15 protein-coding genes and 1 tRNA gene are annotated in these 23,661 nt (G+C 42.6%); 13 read left to right on the top strand and 3 right to left on the bottom strand.

The window, feature by feature from the left end:
- The first annotated feature begins 9 nt into the window (after positions 1 to 9).
- The 4 genes from BMW38_RS16085 to BMW38_RS16070 all read left to right on the top strand — a co-directional run bounded on the left by BMW38_RS16085 (position 10) and on the right by BMW38_RS16070 (position 4,453).
- Positions 10 to 1,137, top strand: a complete 1,128-nt coding sequence (locus tag BMW38_RS16085) for an acyl-CoA dehydrogenase family protein (RefSeq protein ID WP_003655633.1) — start codon at positions 10 to 12, stop codon at positions 1,135 to 1,137.
- Between the two features lie 21 nt (positions 1,138 to 1,158).
- Entirely contained in the window at positions 1,159 to 1,932 is a 774-nt protein-coding gene (locus BMW38_RS16080; RefSeq protein WP_003655631.1) for an enoyl-CoA hydratase, read from the top strand.
- A gap of 12 nt (positions 1,933 to 1,944) precedes the next feature.
- Positions 1,945 to 2,970, top strand: coding sequence for an enoyl-CoA hydratase/isomerase family protein (locus tag BMW38_RS16075; RefSeq protein WP_092709930.1), 1,026 nt, complete (start codon positions 1,945 to 1,947; stop codon positions 2,968 to 2,970).
- A gap of 121 nt (positions 2,971 to 3,091) precedes the next feature.
- Complete coding sequence (locus BMW38_RS16070) at positions 3,092 to 4,453, top strand: MFS transporter (protein WP_092709927.1); 1,362 nt, start codon at positions 3,092 to 3,094, stop codon at positions 4,451 to 4,453.
- A 149-nt stretch (positions 4,454 to 4,602) separates the two neighbouring features.
- Here BMW38_RS16070 and abaI read toward each other — a convergent pair whose 3' ends face one another.
- Positions 4,603 to 5,169, bottom strand: coding sequence for an acyl-homoserine-lactone synthase AbaI (gene abaI, locus BMW38_RS16065; protein WP_092709923.1), 567 nt, complete (start codon positions 5,167 to 5,169; stop codon positions 4,603 to 4,605).
- 63 nt (positions 5,170 to 5,232) lie between these two features.
- On the bottom strand, positions 5,233 to 5,649 hold the full coding sequence (locus BMW38_RS16060; RefSeq protein WP_092709920.1) for a DUF4902 domain-containing protein: 417 nt from the start codon (positions 5,647 to 5,649) through the stop codon (positions 5,233 to 5,235).
- 638 nt (positions 5,650 to 6,287) lie between these two features.
- Between BMW38_RS16060 and abaR the strand changes: the two genes are divergently transcribed.
- From abaR to BMW38_RS16015, 9 genes are all read left to right on the top strand, one after another.
- Entirely contained in the window at positions 6,288 to 7,004 is a 717-nt protein-coding gene (gene abaR / locus BMW38_RS16055; RefSeq protein WP_092709917.1) for a LuxR family transcriptional regulator AbaR, read from the top strand.
- An 865-nt stretch (positions 7,005 to 7,869) separates the two neighbouring features.
- Entirely contained in the window at positions 7,870 to 9,759 is a 1,890-nt protein-coding gene (locus tag BMW38_RS16050) for a fatty acyl-AMP ligase (RefSeq protein WP_092709914.1), read from the top strand.
- A 50-nt stretch (positions 9,760 to 9,809) separates the two neighbouring features.
- Positions 9,810 to 11,588 carry an acyl-CoA dehydrogenase gene (locus BMW38_RS16045; protein ID WP_092710019.1) on the top strand — a complete coding sequence of 593 codons (1,779 nt, stop codon included), beginning with the start codon at positions 9,810 to 9,812 and terminating at the stop codon, positions 11,586 to 11,588.
- Positions 11,585 to 11,845, top strand: coding sequence for an acyl carrier protein (locus BMW38_RS16040; RefSeq protein ID WP_003655615.1), 261 nt, complete (start codon positions 11,585 to 11,587; stop codon positions 11,843 to 11,845). Before BMW38_RS16045 ends, BMW38_RS16040 begins: the two co-directional genes overlap by 4 nt.
- On the top strand, positions 11,842 to 15,801 hold the full coding sequence (locus BMW38_RS16035) for a non-ribosomal peptide synthetase (RefSeq protein WP_092709911.1): 3,960 nt from the start codon (positions 11,842 to 11,844) through the stop codon (positions 15,799 to 15,801). Before BMW38_RS16040 ends, BMW38_RS16035 begins: the two co-directional genes overlap by 4 nt.
- Before the next feature lie 24 nt (positions 15,802 to 15,825).
- On the top strand, positions 15,826 to 19,467 hold the full coding sequence (locus BMW38_RS16030; RefSeq protein ID WP_092709908.1) for an outer membrane lipoprotein-sorting protein: 3,642 nt from the start codon (positions 15,826 to 15,828) through the stop codon (positions 19,465 to 19,467).
- Positions 19,464 to 20,738: a porin gene (locus tag BMW38_RS16025; protein WP_092709905.1), complete on the top strand. Its 1,275-nt coding sequence runs from the start codon at positions 19,464 to 19,466 to the stop codon at positions 20,736 to 20,738. Before BMW38_RS16030 ends, BMW38_RS16025 begins: the two co-directional genes overlap by 4 nt.
- A gap of 53 nt (positions 20,739 to 20,791) precedes the next feature.
- Positions 20,792 to 22,645: an alpha/beta fold hydrolase gene (locus BMW38_RS16020; protein WP_092709902.1), complete on the top strand. Its 1,854-nt coding sequence runs from the start codon at positions 20,792 to 20,794 to the stop codon at positions 22,643 to 22,645.
- Complete coding sequence (locus BMW38_RS16015; protein WP_213031186.1) at positions 22,645 to 23,406, top strand: 4'-phosphopantetheinyl transferase family protein; 762 nt, start codon at positions 22,645 to 22,647, stop codon at positions 23,404 to 23,406. The genes BMW38_RS16020 and BMW38_RS16015 overlap by 1 nt, the downstream gene beginning before the upstream one ends.
- A 164-nt stretch (positions 23,407 to 23,570) precedes the next feature.
- On the opposite strand, the gene BMW38_RS16010 is transcribed toward BMW38_RS16015, so the two are convergent.
- A tRNA-Gly gene (locus BMW38_RS16010) sits at positions 23,571 to 23,646 on the bottom strand.
- Positions 23,647 to 23,661 lie beyond the last annotated feature (15 nt).

Raw genomic sequence — 23,661 nt, 5'->3', positions numbered from 1 at the left:
GAAATAACAATGCAATTTACCGAAGAACAATTACTCATTCGTGATATGGCGAAAAGTTTCGCCCAAGAACAAATCAAGCCCAATGCCAGTGATTGGGATCGAGATGGGACATTCCCAAAGGAAACCTTGGCTCAAATGGGGCAACTTGGTTTTATGGGCATGCTTGTTTCAGAACAATGGGGCGGTTCAGACACGGGCAATTTAGCCTATGTATTGGCACTCGAAGAAGTCGCCGCAGCAGATGGCGCAACTTCGACCATTATGAGTGTACATAACTCGGTTGGCTGTGTGCCTATTTTGAAATTTGGTACCGACGAGCAAAAAGAGCGTTTTTTGAAACCTTTGGCACAAGGTGAAATGATCGGTGCTTTTGCGTTAACTGAACCGCATACAGGCTCAGATGCGGCAGCACTTAAAACTCGTGCGGTTAAAGATGGCGATGATTACATTTTAAATGGCGCTAAGCAGTTTATTACCTCTGGCAATAATGCAGGCGTGATTATTGTGTTTGCAGTAACCGACCCGAGCGCAGGTAAAAAAGGGATTAGTGCCTTTTTAGTCCCACGCGATACACCAGGCTATGAAGTGATTCGTGTTGAAGAAAAACTAGGCTTGCATGCATCCGATACGTGCCAGATTGCTCTGACAGATGTACGCATTCACAAGAGCCTTATGCTGGGTAAAGAAGGCGAAGGTTTAAAAATTGCACTTGCCAATTTAGAAGGTGGTCGTATCGGTATTGCCGCACAGGCAGTAGGTTTGGCACGTGCGGCGCTCGAAGAAGCAACTCGCTATGCTAAAGAACGTATTACTTTTGGCAAACCGATTTTTGAGCACCAAGCCATCGCGTTTCGTCTTGCTAGCATGGCAACCGAAATTGAAGCTGCCAGACAACTTGTTCACTACGCTGCACGTTTAAAAGAAGCAGGCCAACCGTGTCTAAATGAAGCTTCAATGGCCAAACTATTTGCTTCGGAAATGACGGAGCGAGTGTGTTCGAGCGCCTTACAAGTGTTTGGTGGCTATGGCTATCTCAAAGACTTCCCGATTGAGCGTATCTACCGCGATGCCAGAATTTGTCAAATTTATGAAGGCACGAGCGATATTCAACGTTTAGTCATCGCACGTAGTCTATAAAACCAGCACAAGGAATAAATCATGCAGTGGCAAAGTATTTTATTAGAAAAGCGTAATGGGGTTGGACTGATTACATTAAATCGCCCTCAAGCGCTCAATGCCTTAAATAGTGAATTAATTAGTGAGATTAATCAGGCATTAGATCAGCTCGAAAAAGATCGTGAAATTGGCTGCATGGTATTAGCAGGCTCAGAAAAAGCTTTTGCCGCTGGTGCAGACATTAAAGAAATGGCTGATTTGGCATTTCCAGATATTTATTTTGATGACTTTTTTCATCTTGCAGACCGTATCGCACAGCGCCGTAAACCTTTAATTGCAGCAGTCAGTGGTTATGCGTTGGGCGGCGGCTGTGAATTGGCACTCATGTGTGATTTTATCTATTGTGCCGATAACGCCAAGTTTGGCTTACCCGAAGTTACTTTAGGCGTAATTCCGGGTATTGGTGGTACACAGCGCTTAACTCATGCGATTGGTAAAGCCAAAGCAATGGAAATGTGCTTTACCGCGCGACAAATGGGCGCAGTAGAGGCAGAGCAAAGTGGGCTGGTTGCACGTGTTTTTAGTAAAGAAGAATTACTTGAACAAACCCTGCAAGCCGCAGAAAAAATTGCAGCACGATCTTTAACTGCAAATATGATGCTCAAAGAAACTATTAACCGAGCTTATGAAGTGAATCTCACCGAAGGTTTACGCTTTGAGCGACGTATGTTCCATTCAATTTTTGCGACATCTGACCAAAAAGAAGGAATGCAGGCTTTCGTTGAAAAACGTCAGCCAAATTTTAAAAATCAATAAGAGATCAATAAAATGAATACAGAAAATCACTTAATGATTGAGCAACAAGGTAAGTTGGGCGTTATTACCTTAGACCGTGTGACTCACCTCAATGCATTGTCGTTAGATATGATTGAAGGCATTGGTGCCCAATTGGAACTGTGGCGAAATGATGTTGCTGTTCAGGCAGTGTTAATTAAGTCAAATAGCCCGAAAGCCTTCTGTGCAGGTGGAGATATCCGCTATCTCTACGACAGTTATAAAAATGGCACGGCTGACTATAAAGGCTACTTTAGTGCCGAATATAAAATGCTGAATACACTGCGTGAATATGAAAAGCCAGTCATCGTTGTACTTGATGGTTATGTCTTAGGTGGTGGTTTTGGTTTAGCTCAGGCTTGTCACATTGTCGTAAGCAGTGAAAAGTCCAGATTTGCCATGCCTGAAACTGCCATTGGTTTTTTCCCAGACGTTGGAGCAACACACTTCCTGTCTCGACTTGATGATATCGGCGTTTATATGGCAATTACGGGTGAGCAGATCAGCAGTAGCGATGCACTCTATCTCGATTTAATTGACTACCATGTGCCAAGCGAGCAGTTACAAGCTTTACAAGAAGCACTTGTTGATACTCCAAGTTTAAGTAAAGAAGGAATTGAGCAAATCATTACCCGATTTATTACTCGTCCTGCCGAAAGTGAATTAAAACAATTGGCGGAAGGTATTCGTAAACATTTCGGTTTTCAGCATTTAGATGAAATTGAACAAAGTCTTGAAAATGAACAAGATGAAAGCTTAAAAACTTGGACTAGCAAGATGCTCAGCATTTTGCAGCAACGTTCATTTATTGCCAAACAAACGAGTTTGAAGCTGCAACATTTAGGCCGTGGGCTTTCTTTGCCGCAATGTATGCAACTTGAGCGTGATTTACAGGATATCTGGTTTGAGCATGGTGACTTTATTGAAGGTGTTCGTGCACTCATTGTCGATAAAGATAAACAACCACAGTGGCAAGAACGTAATGTGGAGCTAGAGCAAATTTTAGAAAAGCTAAGCTAAGCCCGCATTATAAAAACAAAAAAGCTTAAGGAGATAAAGCGAGACCTGAAAATGCTTATGGTCAGGGCTGGTCATAAGCATAAAAAAGACAAAACAAGAAAATCCAAGAAAGGAAATTGCGATGCAAACAATACAAGGAAACGGTTCACATTCTAAAAAGTCGTCACATCGATTAGCAGGCATCTCTAGCATGGTCGGCACCACCATTGAGTGGTATGACTTCTTTATTTATGGCGCGGCAGCAGCTCTCATCTTTAATAAATTATTTTTCCCAAATCTGGACGCACTTACAGGCGTACTTGCTGCATTTGCAACCTATGCCGTTGGCTTTATTGGGAGGCCATTAGGTGGTTTAGTCTTTGGTCATTTTGGTGACAAGATTGGTCGTAAATCGATGTTGCTGCTGACGTTAATGTTAATGGGGATTCCGACGGTACTCATTGGCTTATTACCAACTTACGAGTCAATTGGTTACTGGGCTGCAATCGGTTTAGTCATCTTGCGATTTATTCAAGGTATGGCAATGGGCGGTGAATGGGGTGGTGCAGTGCTTATGGCCGTTGAACATGCACCCGAAGGTGGTAAAGGGTTTTGGGGAAGCTTGCCTCAAGCCAGTACGGGTGGTGGCTTAATGCTAGCCTCAATTGCTCTAGGACTGGTGTCATTATTACCTGAAGAAGCACTGTTTAGCTGGGGTTGGCGTTTCCCATTTCTTGCCAGCATTATTTTACTGGCAGTAGGCTGGTACATTCGAGTGAAAGTACCAGAGTCACCAGACTTTGAAAAAGTAAAACAGCAGTCCGAAGAAGTTAAAGTTCCTGCCTTACAAGTTTTTAAAAATCATCCGAAGCAGCTCATCACCATTATTTTGGCGCGTGCTGCTGAGAATGCATGGTTCTATATTGCTTCAACCTTTACGTTGGCTTACACCACTGCCCAACTTGGGATTCCACGTCAGGACATTTTATTTGCCACCATTTGCGGTGCTGTGGTCATTCTCTTTATGACGCCGTTATGTGGACATTTGTCAGATAAAGTCGGCCAACGCAATATGTTTATGTTTGGGTTATGCGTATTGGCACTTTATTGCTATCCATTCTTTACCATGCTCAACACTAAAGATCCGGTATTGGTATGGACGGCAATTGTTTTAGCGATTGGTGTGGTTTTCCCGATTATGTATGCACCACAGGCTCAGCTTTTTGCACGTCAATTTCCGGCAGAAATTCGTTATAGCGGAATCTCAATTTCGGTACAGCTAGCTGGAGTGCTCGGTGGTGGTTTAGCACCGCTAATTGCGACGAAACTTTTAAGTATCGGGCAGGGTAATCCTTACTTAATTATGATTTATATTGGTTCTATGGCTATCGTTGCGATTATATCGACTTCATTTATGCCGCGCGATTGGAATACTAAAACTGACGAGGCTTATCATAAGAAATCAGAATTAAATTTGAAAACCAAGATTACTGAGCAGTCTTAATATTAAGTTTGATGCTTTAAATAGAAAAAAGCCCTAATCGTTGGATTAGGGCTTTTAAATTTTAGCGAGGGAAACGAGACTCGAACTCATGACCCTAATCTTTATAATTTTATAATGTCATCAATATTTTTAGACTTTGATTTAACAAACTACACTTCAATTAAGCATGCAAACATAGCATATCCTTCGATAACCATTGGCGGTCCTGCACGATGGGCGCGAAAACCCGCGGCACGTAATAACCGCTCTACACCAAGAGGTGAAGTCGTAATGAGTTGTTTTGCGCCTTGTTCTCTCGCAAAGTTAATTGCTTCTTGCAAAATGGCAATAGATACAGGAGATGACACTGCTTGACTAGCAGAGGAAGGTGGATTCGAGAAATCTACGGCTGAAAATCTTGATAACTCCCAAATTTCTGGCGAGCAAGGAATAGGCATTCCATTCATTAATTGAGGAAATACTTCACCGAGTAAATAGGGTTGAGTAGTGGGGAGAAGTCTGGCACAGCCAATAATATTGGATTCTCTATCTTGAGCGACGACATAAGCTGTATCGACCTTATCAAATTGGTCTAGTTCTTCATTATTTGGACAGTTTAATTCCCAACCTAAATGTTCAACAAATACCCTGTAACGGTAACTTTTAAATTTGGTATATAGACCTTCTGAAAAATTGTTTTGGAATCCAACAATAATATTCATTACAAGTGCTTCCACTTATTTTTCAGGCGACTTTACTCGACAGCTGGAAAGGTGGTAACTGTAAGAATTAACAGGTTTCTAAGAGAAGTTTGGACTTAATTTAGTCTTTGTTTGCGTTGTATTGATTTGAGCATAAATGAACTGTTCCCAAAACAAAGTATCTATTTTTTTTTTGATTAATGTTTCAGTAACATCAAATCCAATATCTGCACCAGATACATCAACAATCATGATATTGCTTCGAGGTAGCCCAATCCGTTTTAAGCTAGCGATGCCATTTTGCTCAACAAACTCCCAGTCCCATCCGGTACTTAAAGCTGGGGTCAGGGATGTTGCCCATTCAGTAAACCCATAATATAGAATTTGAGAATCTTCAATTTGTGTTGATTCAACAGTAGATATGAGGTGTTGGAGGGGGTAATTCATAAGCTGGTTTTCATTCATCCGAATAAAACCATCAGTTGAGATTGAGAAATCAGGGGGGATTGTGACCATGCTACCTGTTCAAGTGACTTGAATTACAGTTCTATAGATAAATAACATAAATTATTGCCAACAAAATACTGTTATGTTTTACAGGTCAGTCGTAATCTGGTAGTACACAACGTTAAGCTGTTCTTTAGAAAGTACTTCAGGCAGGGAGTTTTACTTATGCAGAAATTGAGCCATCTATAGCTTCGATATGAGAGTTGCTTGTTGCAAGATTATCAATAGTTTGAGTTTTTTATATGTATTGTAGATAATATCTATCCTCATTATTAAAACAATATTTTCGAGATCATTATAATTATTCTACGCTTCACCAGATAATAAATAGAAAACTTATAGGGAGTGTATTGTTCGTGGAAGTTATTATTTAGTTAAATTAATAGAAATATGCAAATAAGGATAAATAATAGACTTCTTTTGAAAGTAAAAAATACTCATTTTTGGAATAAAATGCGTTCTTTATATTTGAGAGTTTCAAGCATAATTCACATATGCAATATAACAACCTTAAAAAGCTTTCTGAAACTAGTTTATCCGAAGAATTTACCACCCTCTCAGGCTCAAAAATGTTGTTAATTGGATTATGAATTCACTATATGCAACTAAACAAAACATGCTTTATGAATAAGGTCTAATGAGAGTAAATGGAAAATTGGCAAGAGGATTTACTATCAGCATCTCTGATGGTAAAAAATGAATATCAGCTATTTGAGGTCGTCAAATCTACAGCTTTCAAGCTCGGATTTGATTATTGTGCTTATGGAATGCAGGCACCATTATCTATTGCTGAACCAAAAACGATTATGTTGAATAATTATCCAGAAGCATGGCAGAAGCGTTATGTTAAACAGCAATATGTGGTGGTAGATCCAACCGTACAGCATTGTATGCTGTCACTTCAACCTCTTGTCTGGTCGAGCCAATCTGCGAACACACAAGCTCAAAAAGATTTTTGGGAGGAGGCGCGTTCTTATGGTTTAAATGTTGGTTGGGCCCAGTCAAGCCGTGACTTTATTGGTACAAGGGGGATGTTAACACTAGCAAGATCCGCTGACCAATTATCAGAAAAAGAGCAGAAAGCTCAATATACAAATATGTATTGGTTGTCTCAGACAGTGCATTCCAGCATTGCTAAAATTGTGAATGATGCGGAATTTGCTCAGTTTAATCTTTATTTAACGAACCGGGAAAAAGAGGTTCTACGTTGGACTGCGGAAGGAAAAACGTCAGCAGAGATTGCCCAGATTCTCGGGGTAACTGAAAGAACAGTAAATTTTCATCTCTGTAACTCAATGCAGAAGCTAAATGTGAATAATAAAATTTCAGCAGCTATTCGGGCTGTGATGTTGGGGATTTTATAAAGGTGGATATATAAAAGATAGAGAATTTTAATATTGGATTTTAAGAAAATAAAATATTATTAGATGTGTTTTTAAAGTAAAATTAATTATTTGAAAAGTATTTTTTAATTTAATGAAATTTTAATTAAAATGGAATTATTGTATAAAAATTATTTGCTGTGGAGTCTGTATTTTTTAAACTTTAACTAATAATGTCTTTTTAATTTTTCTATTATTTTAATATTAAATATTTTCTTGATTAATATCCTTGCTAAAAAATAAATATTCGTATTTTTTGTATTATCTATGGATGAAATATATCGATTCTAAGTTTATATATTAGTCACGGTGCTGTACATGATTTCGAGCTATTTAAATACAATTTAAAGCAGATTCCTTTATGAGTTTTATCCTTGTAAATAAAGGCTATTAGAGGATTTTACCTGAATCTTTTATTGCTCTGAAAAAGAGAAAGCACACAGTAAATTAGATCTTGAATACAAGATCTACAATCAAGAGAGCAACAAAATAAAAATACGGACTGGGTGTAAGTTGGTAGGTTAAAAACCTTTAGAAACCTTGTTAAATATTATTGGAATAGATGCAAAAAATTGAATTTGAGTTTTAATTTAATTTCCAGATTTCACAAAATTGACTGAATAAAAATAATTTATGAAAGAGATCTAGTGTCTTAATTTTCAATAAATACAGGCCAACCTGTAAACCCTTACAGGTGTAATAAAAAACACCCGCACATAAAATATAATGTGAATTTATATTTTAAACAAAAAAAGTATATTCATTTTTTATTAAAAGCCCCAGCTAGACATGTAATTTTTGAATTAGCGAGTTTTAAGGGTGAATTATAAATAATTGGAGTTAAGTTATGGCTGTAATGGGTACGGATAATATCATTGCAACTTTGGAATCCCACGCAAATTTAAATGGAGGCAAAATTGCTTTTGAATATTTGGGACGCCAATCTGGTGGTATTCAATCTCTGACGTATGCAGATCTGAACGAGCGGGTTCAATATCAAGCTCAAATATTAATGAATCTTGTAGACAGTGGCGATCGTGCCGTATTGTTGTTCGAGCCTGGACTGGACTTTATCGTATCGTTCTTTGCTTGTCTGAAAGCTAAAATTATCGCAGTACCTGTCAGCTTGCCTTTTAATCGCAACGGTTTTTCTAATATTTTGAATATTATGAATGACTGTGAGCCAAAGATCGTACTCACAACTCAGAAGATTCTTGAGCTATCAGGACTGATCACATTAAAAGCTCAAAATGAAAATTTAATATTGCATGCCGTTGATGCCCAATTGCAACGTGACTTGGTGGAAAAGGATTTTCCTCTGATTTCTGAAGAAGATATCTGCTTCCTACAATACACCTCAGGATCAACAGGTTGGCCTAAAGGTGTGATTGTCACCCATAAAAATATCATGGCTAATGAAGTCATGATTGCTGAAGCTTTTGGCACACAAGCCGATGATATCGGTCTTACATGGCTACCTGTCTATCACGATATGGGATTGATTGGCTCGGTTTTACAGACCGTGTATGTAGGTCTGACTTGCTATGTGATGTCACCGCTGGATTTTATCCGTAAACCTCTTAAATGGCTGCAATTCATCAGCGAAAAAGGGGTCACGATTAGTGGTGGGCCAAACTTTGCCTATGAATTGTGCCTACACCGCATCTCGGATGATGAGGCTGCATCGCTTGATCTGAGCCGTGTGCGTGTGCTGTTTAACGGTGCCGAGCCGATCAAGGCCAACGTCATGCAGCGTTTCATGGAGAAGTTCAATACTCAGTCGCAATTGAGACTAGATACTTTCTTGCCGTGCTATGGCTTGGCAGAAGTTACGCTCTTAGTCAGTGGTGTAACTGGTCCTCTCAATGCTATCTCGATAGACCGTGAAAAGTTGAATGCCAACTTGGTGCAGACCAGCCAAGATCAGACAGCTGTGCAAGTGGTGAGCTGTGGCAAGATCTCAGCACACATTGATTGCCGTATTGTCAATCCGCATACCCGCAAAGAGGTGGGGGCTGATGAAGTCGGTGAAATCTGGCTAGCAGGCGAGAGTGTCACTGCGGGTTACTGGCAGAAGCCGGAGGTCAATCAGGAAACCTTTGCTGCAACCATCCTCGATAAAGCAGGTAAGCCTAGTCAAGTGCATTACTTAAGAACTGGTGATATGGGTTTTGTCAAAGATGGAGACCTATATGTGACCGGTCGCCTTAAGGATGTGATCATCATCCGTGGTAAAAACTATTACCCGCAAGATATCGAGTGCTCCGTCGAAGTGGCGCATCCTGCTGTCCGTAAAGGTTGTGTTGCAGCAGTGAATTTCGGTAATTCTGACGGTGTCACGGTTGTGCTTGAGATCAAAAAGAAGTCGATAGACAAGACTCTTAATTTTGAAACCATCAGAACTCAGGTTAAAGAGCAAGTGGCGGCTGATATCGGCTTGCCTGTAGAAGGTGTCTATTTACTGCATCAAGGTCGGATAAACAAGACCACCAGCGGCAAAATTAGAAGAAGAAAAATTAAAGAGCAGATCGAGCGCGGTCAACTGATCTGTTTAACCCATCCAAACCGTAGAACGGTGATGGCCCGAAACTATGTCAAGAATGGCTTAGAAGTCATCCGTGATCGTGAGCAGCGGGGGCAACTGATTCGTTATAGCTCCAATCTACTCAATTCAATGATCAAGGAACGAGAAGTGCGCGCGCTCATTTTTAATCGACTGAAAAGTGCTTTGTTTTAATCCTTACCCTTTAATCATTTGAGCAAAAACTCATGTCACTTACGTCCAATTTGCGGCAGTTTCAATCTGCTGCTCGTCTGGAGCAAATTTTAGGCTCCGTACATGATACTAATAATGATTTTTCTTGGTCCGCGGCCATCGAGCGTGATGAGAAGGAGCAATACCCTCAGCGTGCCGTTGATTTTCTGAATGCCGTAGGCATGAACCGTTTTTATGTACCTTCAGAGCTTGGAGGTCGCATGGAAATTGGTGAAGAGTTGCTATATCTGCATCGCGTGCTGGCACGACGTGATCTAACAATTAATTCGACCTATAGTACTAATGCTTGGTCTGTGATCGTATGGATCGGCGGTAATCTTAATCAATGCGAAAACATCGCTAGTCGGATTTTGAGTGGTGCTGCACCAGCGCTTGCTTATAGCGAGAAAGCGCATGGGGCTGACCTATTATCCAGTGAAGTAACTGCACAAGCTGCCGAGAGCAAGTACGTCTTAAATGGCGAAAAATGGTCAATCAATCGTGCGACTCTAGGTGACTCTTTAAGTCTGATTGCTAAAACATCAGATGATCGTGGACCGCGTAGTCTGAGTGCGTTTTGGCTTGATAAGCGTCACATGGCTTCTAAAGGAACCTATAGCCTAAACCGCTTGCCGACGGTGGGTATGCGTGGGTTAGATATTAGCGGTATTGGCTTTAATAATGCTGAAATTCACAAAGATGCCCTGATCGGTGAAGAAGGTCAGGGATTGGAGCTTGGACTCAAGACGCTACAGGTGACGCGTGCATATTGCAGCAGCTTTTCTCTGGGTGCGGGCGATACGATGCTACGCATCGCGACCGAGTTTGCTATCGAACGCGAGTTGTATAACAAAAAAGTCATTAACATTCCGCTAGTACGTGAGCAACTTGCTACAGCCTATGCCTATCTGTTAGCAGCTGAAGTGTTATCACTCGTTGGCGCGCGTGGGCTACACGTCTGTATTAATCAGTTCAGCACATGGTCACCGATCATCAAGGTACTGGTACCTGAGTATGTAGAGTCACTGGCTAAAATTACTTCCTCAGTGCTTGGGTCGCGTTTTTTCTTAAGAAATGCATATGCTGATGGAATGTACCAGAAAGCTTTCAGAGATCATCTGATCGTGAGTGTATTTGACGGCAGTAGCACCGTCTGTTTAGACAGTCTAAGTTTTCAGCTCAAATCTGCCAATAAAGGACGTAGCAAAAAAGCCGACCATCTCAATCAAGCCGAAGCTAAAGCACGCTATCGTCAGTTGTATGACTTGCAGGTGGAAACCGACGCTATTGATTTCCGCGAGCTTGAGATTTTCAACCGAGATGGTGACTTGGTGATGGAGTCACTGGAAACGATCATCGAGATGCTCAACGATGCTGACGTTACAGTAGGGGGGCTGGCTGCTGAGACGCTGTCCACGCTACGTGAGCGCGCTGATCAGCTTCTTATCGAGCAGCGTACGCTAGATCAAAAAATTCAAGATTATTTCTCAAGTTCAGATGCGGCTAAAGAGTTCGAAACATTACGTTTCAGCTTAGCCCGCGACTATGCCGAGCTGTTTGCTCGCATTGCTGTGCTGGGTTTCTGGGTCTTTAACCGTCGTGGCCTAAGACCTGCTTTGCAGGATGGTGCATGGCTGATCATTTTTCTAAATGCTGCTGAAGGGCAGACGTCCCCTCCAATGAAATCACTGCGTGAAAGCACATTGGCAGATCTGCTAGACCGAATTTCAAACAACCATATGTTATCTGTCATCGATTTTGCACTGGCACCGCGTGATGCCAAACCGGTTAAAGAGGATATTACCCCATGAATAAAGATAAAGCTTACTGGAGCGAAATCATTCGCACGCTAGTAGCCAAAGAAATGCGCGTAGAGCCCCAGACTCTTGATCCACAGAAAAAATTTACCAGTTACGGTCTTGATTCTATCGTCGCTTTGTCGGTGTCTGGGGATCTAGAGGATCTAACACAACTGGAACTTGAGCCGACACTACTATGGGATTACCCAACAATTAATGCGTTGGCTGAATATATCGTTTCTCAGTTGGAGCAGGGAGTTGCTTCGTGAACAACCTTGTACGACTGGAACCTGCAATTCTATCGCGCCATGCGATTTCTGCAGAACAGCTCGGCATCTGGTATATCCAGCGGCTTGAGTCGACTTGCAATGCCTACAATATGGTGGTGGCCTTTGATGTGAAGGTTAACCAACCATTAGGCAACAAGCCGATGGAGATTCTAGAGGCGGTAATGCATGATTATCCGCTGCTGCGTGTAAGCATGCCTGCCAATGATCAGGGTATTGAGCAACTTATCTGGGATCGTATCTATCCTAATATTATCGTGTCGGATGCCCGCCATGTCGATGCATCTGATTTGACGCAATTAGTCGAGCAGGATACGAAGCAGCCCTTTGATCTAACCCAGCCACCGCTGTGGCGTATTCATTGCTATGAGCGCAGTCAAAATCACTATGTGATTGCGGTTGTGATTCATCATGCCTTAATGGACTTCTGGTCGATTGGTCTCTTGTTGCGTGATGTCTGCAAACGTTTTGGACTAGTTACAGATTCGGATACAGTGAACGGAATCGAGTTCGCACAGTATGCAGATAAGCAACAGAGCACTGTGACCGATGATGCTGATGAGAGTCTACTCTTCTGGAAAAATGCGTTGCAACATGCACCACACGTGCATAGCATTCCGCTTGATTATCCACGTCCTGCTGTGCAGCAACATAAAGGCAGCTCACTGGTTTTCCGTGTGCCTGAGTCAGTGTCGTCTGGTCTTGTGAACTTGGCGAAATATTATGAGATCACGCTGTTTGGACTCGTACTATCTGGCTTTTATATCCTGCTCCACAAACTATCGAATGAAAATGATCTCGTTATTGCCACACCAGTAGCTGGTCGACTTGAACGCTCGCTGCGCAATGCACTAGGGCAGTTTGTCAATACGATTGCTATTCACATGGACATCGATGCTGATCAGACTTTACGTCAGTTTACACAGCAAGTGCAGGAACAATTAAGACAAAGTCTCAAGCATCAAAAAGTTGCCTTTTCCAGAGTGGTTGAGGCTGTTTCACCAAAGCGTGATGGCAGTATTAATCCATTGGCGCAGGTGGGAATGTTCTGGGAACGTCTAGGTGGCATGGATGAGTTTAAAGAACTACTCTTGCCAATCCAGACCCCAGCGACTTTGGTTGGTCAAGACCTGACGTTAGGAAGTTTTCCGGTTCGCCAGCAAGAAGGTCAATTGGATCTTACGCTGGAAATGGGCGGTGAATATCAAGGCGAACTCGTTGGCGTGCTGAAATACAACTCCGAGCTATTTTCTGCAAAATCTGCCGATAATATGGTGCAACTGCTGCAAGCTGTATTATCAGAAATGGTGGCTCATCCTGAACGTAAGATCGTTGAGTTAGATATCGCACCTGATTATAAGGATGGTATCCAGTTCGATGCCCTACGTGGACAGGCTACTGATTATCCTCAACATGATCTATTAGGAATGATTCTAAAGCAGATCGATGAACGTGGTGATCATCATGCTCTGACCTCGAAGGATCATGCGGTTAGCTATCGTGAGTTAGGTCAGCATATCGCTGGTATCGCTGAATATTTGCGTGTACATGGCGTTACTCGTGGCGATCGTGTAGGTCTGATGTTAGACCGCACGGCATTATTACCAGCAGCAATTCTCGGGATCTGGGCGACAGGGGCAGCCTATGTACCACTAGATCCGAATTTCCCAAGTGAACGTCTACATAACATCATCGAAGATGCTGAACCTAAAGTCATCTTGACTCAAACCGAGTTGATGGATGCTCTCACAGTTTCTGTACCGCGTTTGGATATCAATCAAGCTGGTGTTGTGCCCCTTGAGCAAGTACGCGAAACGCTTGCCTTTGGTGAGACCGCTTATGTGATGTACACCTCAGGCTCGACAGGTAAGCCTAAAGGCGTGCGTATTGGGCATCCTTCAATCATCAATTTCTTGCTATCCATGAATGATAGATTGCAAGTAACGACTGAAACTCAGTTGTTAGCAATCACCACTTATGCGTTTGATATTTCAATTCTTGAGTTACTCATTCCGCTGATTTACGGCGGTGTGGTGCATGTTTGCCCACGAGAGGTATCACAAGATGGCAATCAATTGGTGGATTATTTAAATGCTAAGTCTATCAATGTCTTGCAGGCAACACCGGCCTCTTGGAAAATGCTTTTAGATAGTGAGTGGATTGGCAATGCGGGGTTGACTGCACTCTGTGGAGGCGAAGCGCTAGATACTATTTTGGCAGAAAAACTGCTGGGTAAAGTTGGCTGTCTCTGGAATGTCTATGGTCCGACCGAAACTACGGTATGGTCAAGTGCGGCTCGTATCACTGATGCAAAATTTATTGATTTAGGCGAACCACTGGCGAACACCCAGCTTTATGTCCTTGATGAACAGCAGCGTTTAGTCCCGCCAGGCGTTATGGGAGAGCTTTGGATTGGAGGTGATGGTCTGGCAGTTGATTACTGGCATCGACCTGAGCTGACAGATGCGCAATTTAGAACTTTGCCATCTCTACCAAATGCCGGTCGACTCTATCGCACCGGAGATAAAGTCTGTCTGCGTACGGATGGACATTTGACTCATCATGGACGTCTAGATTTCCAGGTCAAGATTCGTGGATTCCGTATTGAACTAGGCGAAATCGAGAATGTTCTCAAACAGATCGACGGTATCACAGACGCAGTCGTGTTGGTTAAGATGACTACCAGCAACGATCAGAAACTAGTAGCCTATTTAATCGGACATGAGATTGACATTGCTAGTTTGAAAAAGACGATGCAAATCCATCTACCAGCTTACATGGTGCCAAATACGTTTATTACATTGGACCAGTTTCCAATGACGGCTAACAATAAGCTAGATCGTAAAGCGTTTCCTGAGCCTGTGTTTGAGCAAAGTAACGATTATGTTGCGCCACGTGATCCGATTGAAATTGAACTCTGTACTACCTTTGAGCAGATTTTGTCGGTTAAACGGGTTGGTATACATGATGACTTCTTTGACTTGGGTGGACATTCATTACTGGCTGTGAAGCTTGTTAATCACCTCAAAAAAGCTTTTGGTACTGAACTATCAGTTGCTTTGCTGGCCCAATATTCCACTGTGGCGAGTCTGGGCGAGATCATTCGTGAAAATAAAGAAATTAAGCCTTCCATCGTAATTGAGCTGCGCCGTGGAACTTACGAGCAACCTTTGTGGCTCTTCCATCCAATTGGTGGCAGTACCTTCTGTTATATGGAACTTTCGCGTCATCTTAATCCGAAACGTACCTTGCGCGCTATTCAGTCTCCTGGACTAATTGAAGCAGATGCAGCAGAAGTGGCAATCGAAGATATGGCGACGCTCTATATTGCTGAAATGCAAAAGACGCAGCCTGAGGGACCTTATTTCCTTGGTGGCTGGTGCTTTGGCGGTGCGATTGCATACGAGATCAGTCATCAGTTGCGTCAAATGGGGCAGCAGGTCACAGGGATTGTCATGATCGATACCCGAGCTCCAATTACAGAGAATGTGCCTGAAGATGCTGATGATGCGATGCTCTTATCCTGGTTTGCTCGTGATCTGGCTGCGCCTTATGGCAAGAAGTTGATGATACCAGCACAATACTTGCGTGAATTGAGTCCAGATCACATGTTTGATCATGTGCTTAAAGAAGCCAAGGCCATCAATGTTATACCTCTAGATGCAGACCCATCAGATTTCCGACTTTACTTTGATACCTATTTGGCGAATGGCATCGCACTCCAGACCTATTTCCCAGAGCCTGAAGATTTTCCGATCCTCTTGGTTAAGGCCAAAGATGAGCTGGAAGATTTTGGCGAAAGTCTAGGCTGGGACCAACTGGTTAAAGACACATTTACACAGGTGGATCTGCCTGGTGACCATTCATCAATTATGTACGCTGAGAATGTCGTGGCTGTTGCCCAGACAATTGATCAGATGTATCCAATTCCCGCATAAGAAATACAAGAAGGTAGAACCACAATGGTGACCATAGAACATGCTTTCCTCATACCGGCCGAGATTGACAAGGTTTTCAACTATCTTGCAAACCCGGCCAACGATGCAGGCTGGCAATTGTCGTGTAAGCATTCTGAACTGCTAGACAATACTCCGCGTGCGGGCAGCAAGTATGAAATCGGTTTTAGCTTTATTGGTCGTGAGATGTCCTTTAAAGGTGAAATCACCCATCTAGTACCGAATGAATTGTATGCGTTCAAAGTAGTGGAAGGACCTTTCCACTACACAGGTACTTATCGCTTCAAACCACATCCAGAAGGTACATGGATTGAATGGGTGTTTGAGGCTGAGCCAGGTAGCTTTTTTGGTGTATTGCCCCCAGCGCTGCTAAAAAAAATGGTCCTCGCCCAGTTCAAGAAAGACGTTGCTAATCTTGAAGCATTGGCTCAGAAGGGCGAAGCCTATGAGTCGGTTGGTAAGCAGACGCACGAGACCAATAAACCACGCCGCAAGACTCATCAGGTGATGGAACAATATGCGCGTTGGATTCTCAAACATCGCCGTATTGTGCTGACGGTGGTGATGCTCTTGACGCTTGCACTGGCGTATCTCGCATCTGGTGTAAAAATTATTATTGATCCAGATGCGCTTGCGCCCAAAGGACATCCTTATATCACCTCGACCAAGCTGATAGAAAAGAAATTCGGCTCCAAGTACATGGTCGTGATTGGTATTACACCGAAGCAGGGTGATATTTATCAGCCACAAGTGTTAGAAAAAGTTAAACGTATTACCGAAGAAGTTGATAATGCTCCGGGTGTGGTTCGATCTACTCTGATGAGTCTGGCTGCACGTCAGGCCAAAGGGATCACCGCCAATTCGGATGGATTTGATGCCAAGAAACTACTGCCGAACAGTTCTGTAACTGAAAGTGATGTCGATCAGCTGAAAAAACTGCTAGCACTGAATCCAATCTACATGAATTCAGTCGTATCTAAAGATCAGAAAACTGCTGCTATTTTGCTTGAGCTTGAGGAAAGTCCAGAGGGCTTCCAAAAGATGATGGGTCCGATCAACAAGATCGTAGCGGCTGAACAGTCTAAGGATATGACCATTAGTGTGGGCGGTAATCCTGTTTATTTGGATAAAGCCGAAGATTACTCTAAACGGATCAATATCTTGTTCCCGATTGCCATACTGGTCATTGGGTTATTGCACTTCGAAGCATTCCGCAGTAAGCAGGGTTTGATCCTTCCTCTAGTTACAGCTTTACTGGCTGTGGCATGGGGTATGGGTATGATGGGGTTGTTCAAACAGCCAATGGATATTTTTAACTCTCCTACACCTATTCTGATTCTGGCCATTGCGGCAGGGCACGCCGTGCAGTTGCTCAAGCGATACTATGAAGACTTTGATCGACTGACTGCCCAAGGTATGGAACCTAAAGCTGCGAATAGCGAAGCCGTGGTGCAATCTATGGTTCGTGTTGGTCCGGTTATGATATTGGCTGGCGGAATTGCAGCGGCTGGATTCTTCTCGCTGTTGACCTTTAATATTCCGACCATCCGTTCATTCGGTATTTTTACAGGAATCGGGATCATCAGTACGCTGATCATTGAGATGACTTTTATTCCTGTACTTCGCTCGATGCTACCACCGCCTTCGGTTACCAAGGTCGCACGCAAAGGTTTACCGATCTGGGACTGGATTCCAAAACGTATTGGTGATGTCATTTTGTCAGTTCGTCCGCGCATGATGCTAATGACTGTGATTGCAGTACTGGGTGTTTTTCTTGCTATTGGCACAAGCCGTATTGTGGTGGATAACGATAGCCGAAACTTCTTCTCGCGCGACTTACCGATGCAGCAAGATGACAGGTTTCTGAATCAGTCTCTTGGTGGCACAAACAGTCTCTACATCATGGTCGATACAAAGGTTCGTGATGGTATTGAAAATCCAGAAATTCTAAAAGCGATTGATAATACAGAGAAGTTCGCGAATTCAATTCCAGAGGTCGGTAAAACCATCTCTATCGTGGACTATATCAAGAGAATGAATCAGGCAATGAATGCCGATCAGCCACAGGCATTTCAGGTTCCAGCAACCAAAGATGTTGTTGCTCAGTATCTGCTGTTGTATTCCATGTCTGGTGAGCCGACTGATTTTGAATCTTACATTGATACGACTCAGCGCTATGCCAAGATCACGATTCTGTTAAAAACGGGTAGTAATCATCGTATTAAAGAAATTCTTGAGTCGCTAAAAACGTATATGGCGGGTCAATTGGGTGATAAAGCTGTCGTGAGTTTTGGTGGTGATGTGACTCAGACCATTGCTTTGACTGAAACGATGGTTCACGGCAAGCTCATGAACATTCTACAGATTTCATTTGCCGTATTCTTTATCTCAGCGCTAGTTTTCCGTTCGCTCTCTGCGGGACTAATTGTCCTGACGCCACTTCTGTTCTCGATTCTTGCAATCTTTGGTGTGATGGGCTGGCTCGACATTCCGCTCAATATTCCGAACTCCCTCATCTCGGCCATGGCTGTTGGTATTGGTGCGGATTATGCCATCTACTTCCTCTATCGCTTGCGTGAAATCTTGCGCGAAGAAGGGGGCGATATCAAAGATGCTATTCGTAAAACTTTAAGTACTGCTGGTAAGGCTTCGCTTTTTGTTGCGACTGCTGTTGCTGGTGGGTATGGCGTATTGTCCTTATCGCAAGGCTTCCATGTGCATCAATGGCTAGCGATGTTTATTGTGATTGCGATGCTTTTTAGTGTATTTGCAACCTTAATTATGGTACCTACAATGATTCTAATCTTGAAACCTCGTTTTATCTTTCCCTCAAATAAGAAGAACATTACCGTTGCACAAACTGTTGTGACAAGTCTTTTGTTGGGTACTGCACTCACCATGTCAATGCCTAAAACATCTCATGCAGATGAAGTTCAAGACATTGTTAACCGTAGTGATGATGCCTCTAAGTTCTTGTCTTCAAGTGCTAGTGCTAAATTTGTGCTGACGTCTAAAAGTGGCGAGCAACGCGTACGTTTGACCAAAAATATGACTAAGCTGGCTGGGAATACTCAGAACAATATGCGTTTGACTGAATTCATCTCACCAGCAGATGTACAGGGAACCACGACGCTATTGATTGAGAACTCAAAAGGCAGTGATAGTATGTTTGTTTATCTGCCTGCATTGAAAAAAGTACGCCGTCTGGCATCGGCGAATAAAGGCGATGCTTTTATCGGTACAGACTTTAGTTATGGTGATGTACTTGGCTATAAGTTAAGTGATTGGAAGTATACGAAACTGGCAGATGGTAAATTTAATGGCAAAGATTGCTACACGATTGAAGCAACGCCAATCAATAATACTGTGAAGAGTGACTTTGGTTATAGCAAACGTCGCATGTGCATCCTCAAAGACAACTTTGTTACAGCAACCATCGACATTTGGGATACTGCAGGTAAGCCGTTAAAACATATTGAGTTCACGGATATCCGTCCTTACGGCAAAGTGAAACCAAGATGGCAGGCCATGAAATCTATGGCAAAGAATCTACAAACTCAGCATATGACACAAGTTATCGTCAGTGATTTTGTCGCAGAAAAAACCTTATCCGATAAGATTTTCTCACCGCAGAGTCTTGAAAAATGACGCAAGGTACCTATTGGGTATTGGCATGTTGCAGTAGCTTTATGCTACTGCAGCATGCTTATGCAGATGACAGCGAAATTAGTTTTGTGAGCCAGAACTCAGCCAGATTCGATGTGTGGTCATCGGATCGTGATCTAAGCTCGTTAAAAAACATTGGGCAAGCAAGTTTCTGGTCCAATGGTACGCTTAAGTTTAACCCTGAGTTTAAGATCCATTACGACATAAATATTGGAGACGAAACGGACCATACTGTAAACCCAGATCAGGTAAGTAAGGTGAATCGCAACTTACGTGAGTTATATGCCTCTTATAACTGGGATCAGACGTTTTATCTCGACTTTGGTCGTCAGATTGTAGTCTGGGGGAGAGCTGACGGGATTAATCCAACGGATAATCTATCGCCCCGTGACTATACGCGTCTAGTGCCAGATGAGACAGATCAACGTCTTGGAAATGATGCTCTCAAATTAACGTATATTCCTGAATCTGGAACCAATAAATGGACGGCATTATGGTATCCGCGTAGTCGTTCAGATGTGATTCCATTGCGTCAAATTGCTGGTGTTCAGTATGACATAGACCGTAAGAGTCGTCCTGCGTTTGCAATGCGTTGGGATTATTCCGTAGATGGTCTGGATGTTGGGGCATCGTATTTCTCCGGTTTGGACCATATGCCCGATCTGTCAGTTCTTTCAGCATCTCCAACAGGGGAGGCAACATTGCAACTGAAAAATAATCCTATGTCTGTCTATGGATTTGATTTTAGTTATAACCATAACGATCTCGTGTGGCGAGGTGAAGCTGCGTATACAAAGACAGACTCGGATGGCAGCGAAGATCTTTCACATAAGAAAAATAATTTAACTGTGGTCATGGGACCGGAATTGTCATTAAAGAACTCCACGCTGAGTTTAGTAGGCGTGTACAAACATACGGAGGACTTTAGATCTGCCGACAGTCTAACAAATCCATCATTGAGAGAAGTTTACCGTTATCAGCAAACAATCAGTGACCAATATGAGCAGGATCAGTATGGAGCTATGCTGCGCTATGCACTTAACTTGCTGAACGATAATCTAAAGCTGGAAGTAACGGGATTCTATTTTGCACCAGAGCCTAATGAATTGTTGAGAGTACGTATTAATTACAGTCTCAATGATCACTGGCAGTTGAATGCAGGTGGAGATCGCTTCTGGGGCAAAAATGATACGGTGTTAGGACAATTTAGAGATAACAGTCTGGTGTATGCCCAGATTCGATATAATTTTTAAGATAATTCGCTCCAAAACAATGCTGGAGTGCCCAGTCCCTAATAAGGTGATTTATGGATAATTTAAATAACGCAAAAAAAGATAATTTTTCACGGAAGACCATATTAGTAACAGGTGCAGCAGGTTTTATTGGCAGCAGACTGATCGTTGAACTTCTGCGCGAAGGTCATCAGGTGATTGCTGCGCTGCGTAATGCCGCAACCAAGAAAGATAAGCTGTTAGGTTTCATTGCAACGCAAGGGTTAGTTGATCCCTCTATTTCGTTTGTTGAATATGATTTAAGCCGTGATTTTAAGCTGGACTCTCTGCTAGCGGATGCTCAGGCAAAGATCCATGTTGTCTATCATCTTGCTGCATCATTTAATTGGGGCATTAGCAAAGCTGAAGCAGAGCGTACGAACATTAAATCAGGAGTCGCTTTGATTGAATGGGCTGCAACATTGAAGCAGCTTGAGCGATTCATCTGGATTGGCGGATATCGTGTGGCTGCTCCACCGCAAGAGTCGGCTGATGATTTGTATTGCAAATACGGTGGTTACGAGGCTTCGAAAATTTTAGGGCATCAAGCTTTCATTGAGACCTGTAAGCGTTTAAATGTGCCATGGACTGCAATAAATCCAGCGACAGTCATTGATGGTTTCTATACGCATGGTGATATGCAATATATTGGCATTGCTGACATGATTGATAAGCTGTATCAGGGACGTCTGATGGCATTGCCAGGTGGGCGTGATACATTCCTGCCATTGTGCAATATGCAGTATATCGTGAGCTTTCTCATCCGAACGATGTCTTACCCTGAGACCATTGCTCAGGAGTATATGTTGCTTGATCCAGCGACACCAAAGTTTCATAGCTTGGTTCACCTAGCTGCCGAGCACTTAGGCGTCAGCGCACCACATTTACAGTTACCCAAAGTTCTGCTTGAGAAATTACCTGAGGTATTGCTTGGTGGTTCTAAAGAGCAACTCGCTTTCATTTCTAGCGAGCACTATCATGTCGCTGGGGCAGAGGCGCAGGCCGCGAAAATGGGCATCGCGGACCTAATCAATATCAGTCCCTATTACTCTCGTTGGATTGATCGCTTGGTTCTTACACGTTTTGGTCGCATGCAAGTACCTACACCTAGTGGTTTTGGCTATCAGAATCGATATTGGACAGAAATTTATACTAAACAGCCAGTTAAATCAGAAAAATCATCTGCATTATTTTTACATGGGATTCCATTTGATAGTGCATGCTGGTCTCCAATCATCAATAAAATCACACATGATCAGGTGGCTATGATGGACTTGCCGGGACTTGGGCGTTCAGGCAGTTATGAGGTGGTGGAAGATAACAACCGTCAGTTTATTGACACTGCTGCAAAGCTCTTAGCGCCAAATAGTGTTGTTATTGCACACTCACTAGGGTGTCTCTTTGCATTGAATCTTGCAAAGAAATATCCAGATAAAGTTGCACGCCTTATCCTGATATCGCCTTATTTTGTTCAGGCGCAGGCCGCTAAAATGTTTCGGATACAAACCCTCTCTAACCTTATTTTCCGTTTTGTGCCAAAAGATGTGATTGCTAAAGACTTGCATCCAGATGGGCAACAGAATCCGGCGGTTGGTTATGCGATGGATTCATTGCGTAGAGTGTCGGTAGCCAAGCATATTAGTGAATATATGCACCGCATTAATTTGCCAGAACAGCGAGCAACTCAAACAGCTTTGCTTGATGAGCTTCGATCTAAAGTTGAAATTATTGTGGGAGATAAGGACCCAATGGTTACTACAATAAATCCTGATATCCCTGTACATATCATAGCTGGTGCAGGCCATAATCCACACGTCACACATGTAGACGCGGTATATGACTACCTCGCGCCGGTTCTGACGAAATACATTAGCACTACAGCTTCCTAATGTCTGATCGTGCGCAAGTACAGGTTTATGTCTGCCCAGTTTCACGGGTACCACAAGACCATTTGGTATTGAGTCATTATCTCGGCTTTCTCAACGAGGCAGAAAAGCTGAGATATGATCAATATCACCCTAAAGCGGCTCGTCTTTTCTTGATCTCTCGTGTGTTAGTGAAGTCTGTGTTGGCAGATAAACTAGGTATCGCACCCTATAAGGTCAACCTCCAATTACATCCCAACGGCAAGCCTTTTGTACAAGGCAGCAACGCTGTGTATTTTAATCTTACTCACTCAGCAGACGTTATTATCCTTGCTGTGACTGAACAGGGGGAAATAGGAGTTGATATTGAACGAGTGGATCGTGAGTTCGATTGGACGCGTGTTGATAGTGTGTTAGCACCAAGTGAAATTGAATGGATTAAAGAGAAAGAACTGATTGATCCATTCAGTGTATATCAGCGGTTTTTTCAAATATGGACCTTAAAAGAAGCCTATATCAAATGTACTGGCGAAGGAATGAGCCGTCATTTAAAAATGCTCAACTTTCATGTATTGCCTGAACATATACAGTTTCTCGACTCAACCAATAATGCTCAAAAAACAGAAGAGTATTATTTTGAAAGCTATATCTATGATTCTAACTTCATCTTTTCCATATGCTTACAGCAGAGCCACAATATAGAATGCTTTAATCTGGATTTTTTTCAATTATTACCATTTATATCTATGAATCGAATAACCCCAATACCTTGCAAATATAACTAGATTGAATCGTTATAACTGATGATTTAAAAATGTGAATCTAGCAATGAAATACTTGGCCTTGAGCTGGGCTATTCTCAATAAAATATGCTGTGAATAGATAGACCTTAAATTATGAATCAATAAAAGAAAAAAGCCCCAGTCTTTCGACTAGGGCTTTTTAAATTTGGAGCGGGAAACGAGACTCGAACTCGCGACCCCAACCTTGGCAAGGTTATGCTCTACCAACTGAGCTATTCCCGCATATATAAGCAGTTT

Origin of the sequence: Acinetobacter sp. yr461, assembly GCF_900110445.1 — a bacterium.
Lineage (GTDB): Bacteria > Pseudomonadota > Gammaproteobacteria > Pseudomonadales > Moraxellaceae > Acinetobacter > Acinetobacter calcoaceticus.
The sequence above is the reverse complement of the archived record's forward strand: the minus strand, read 5'-3'. Positions and strand labels throughout refer to the sequence as shown.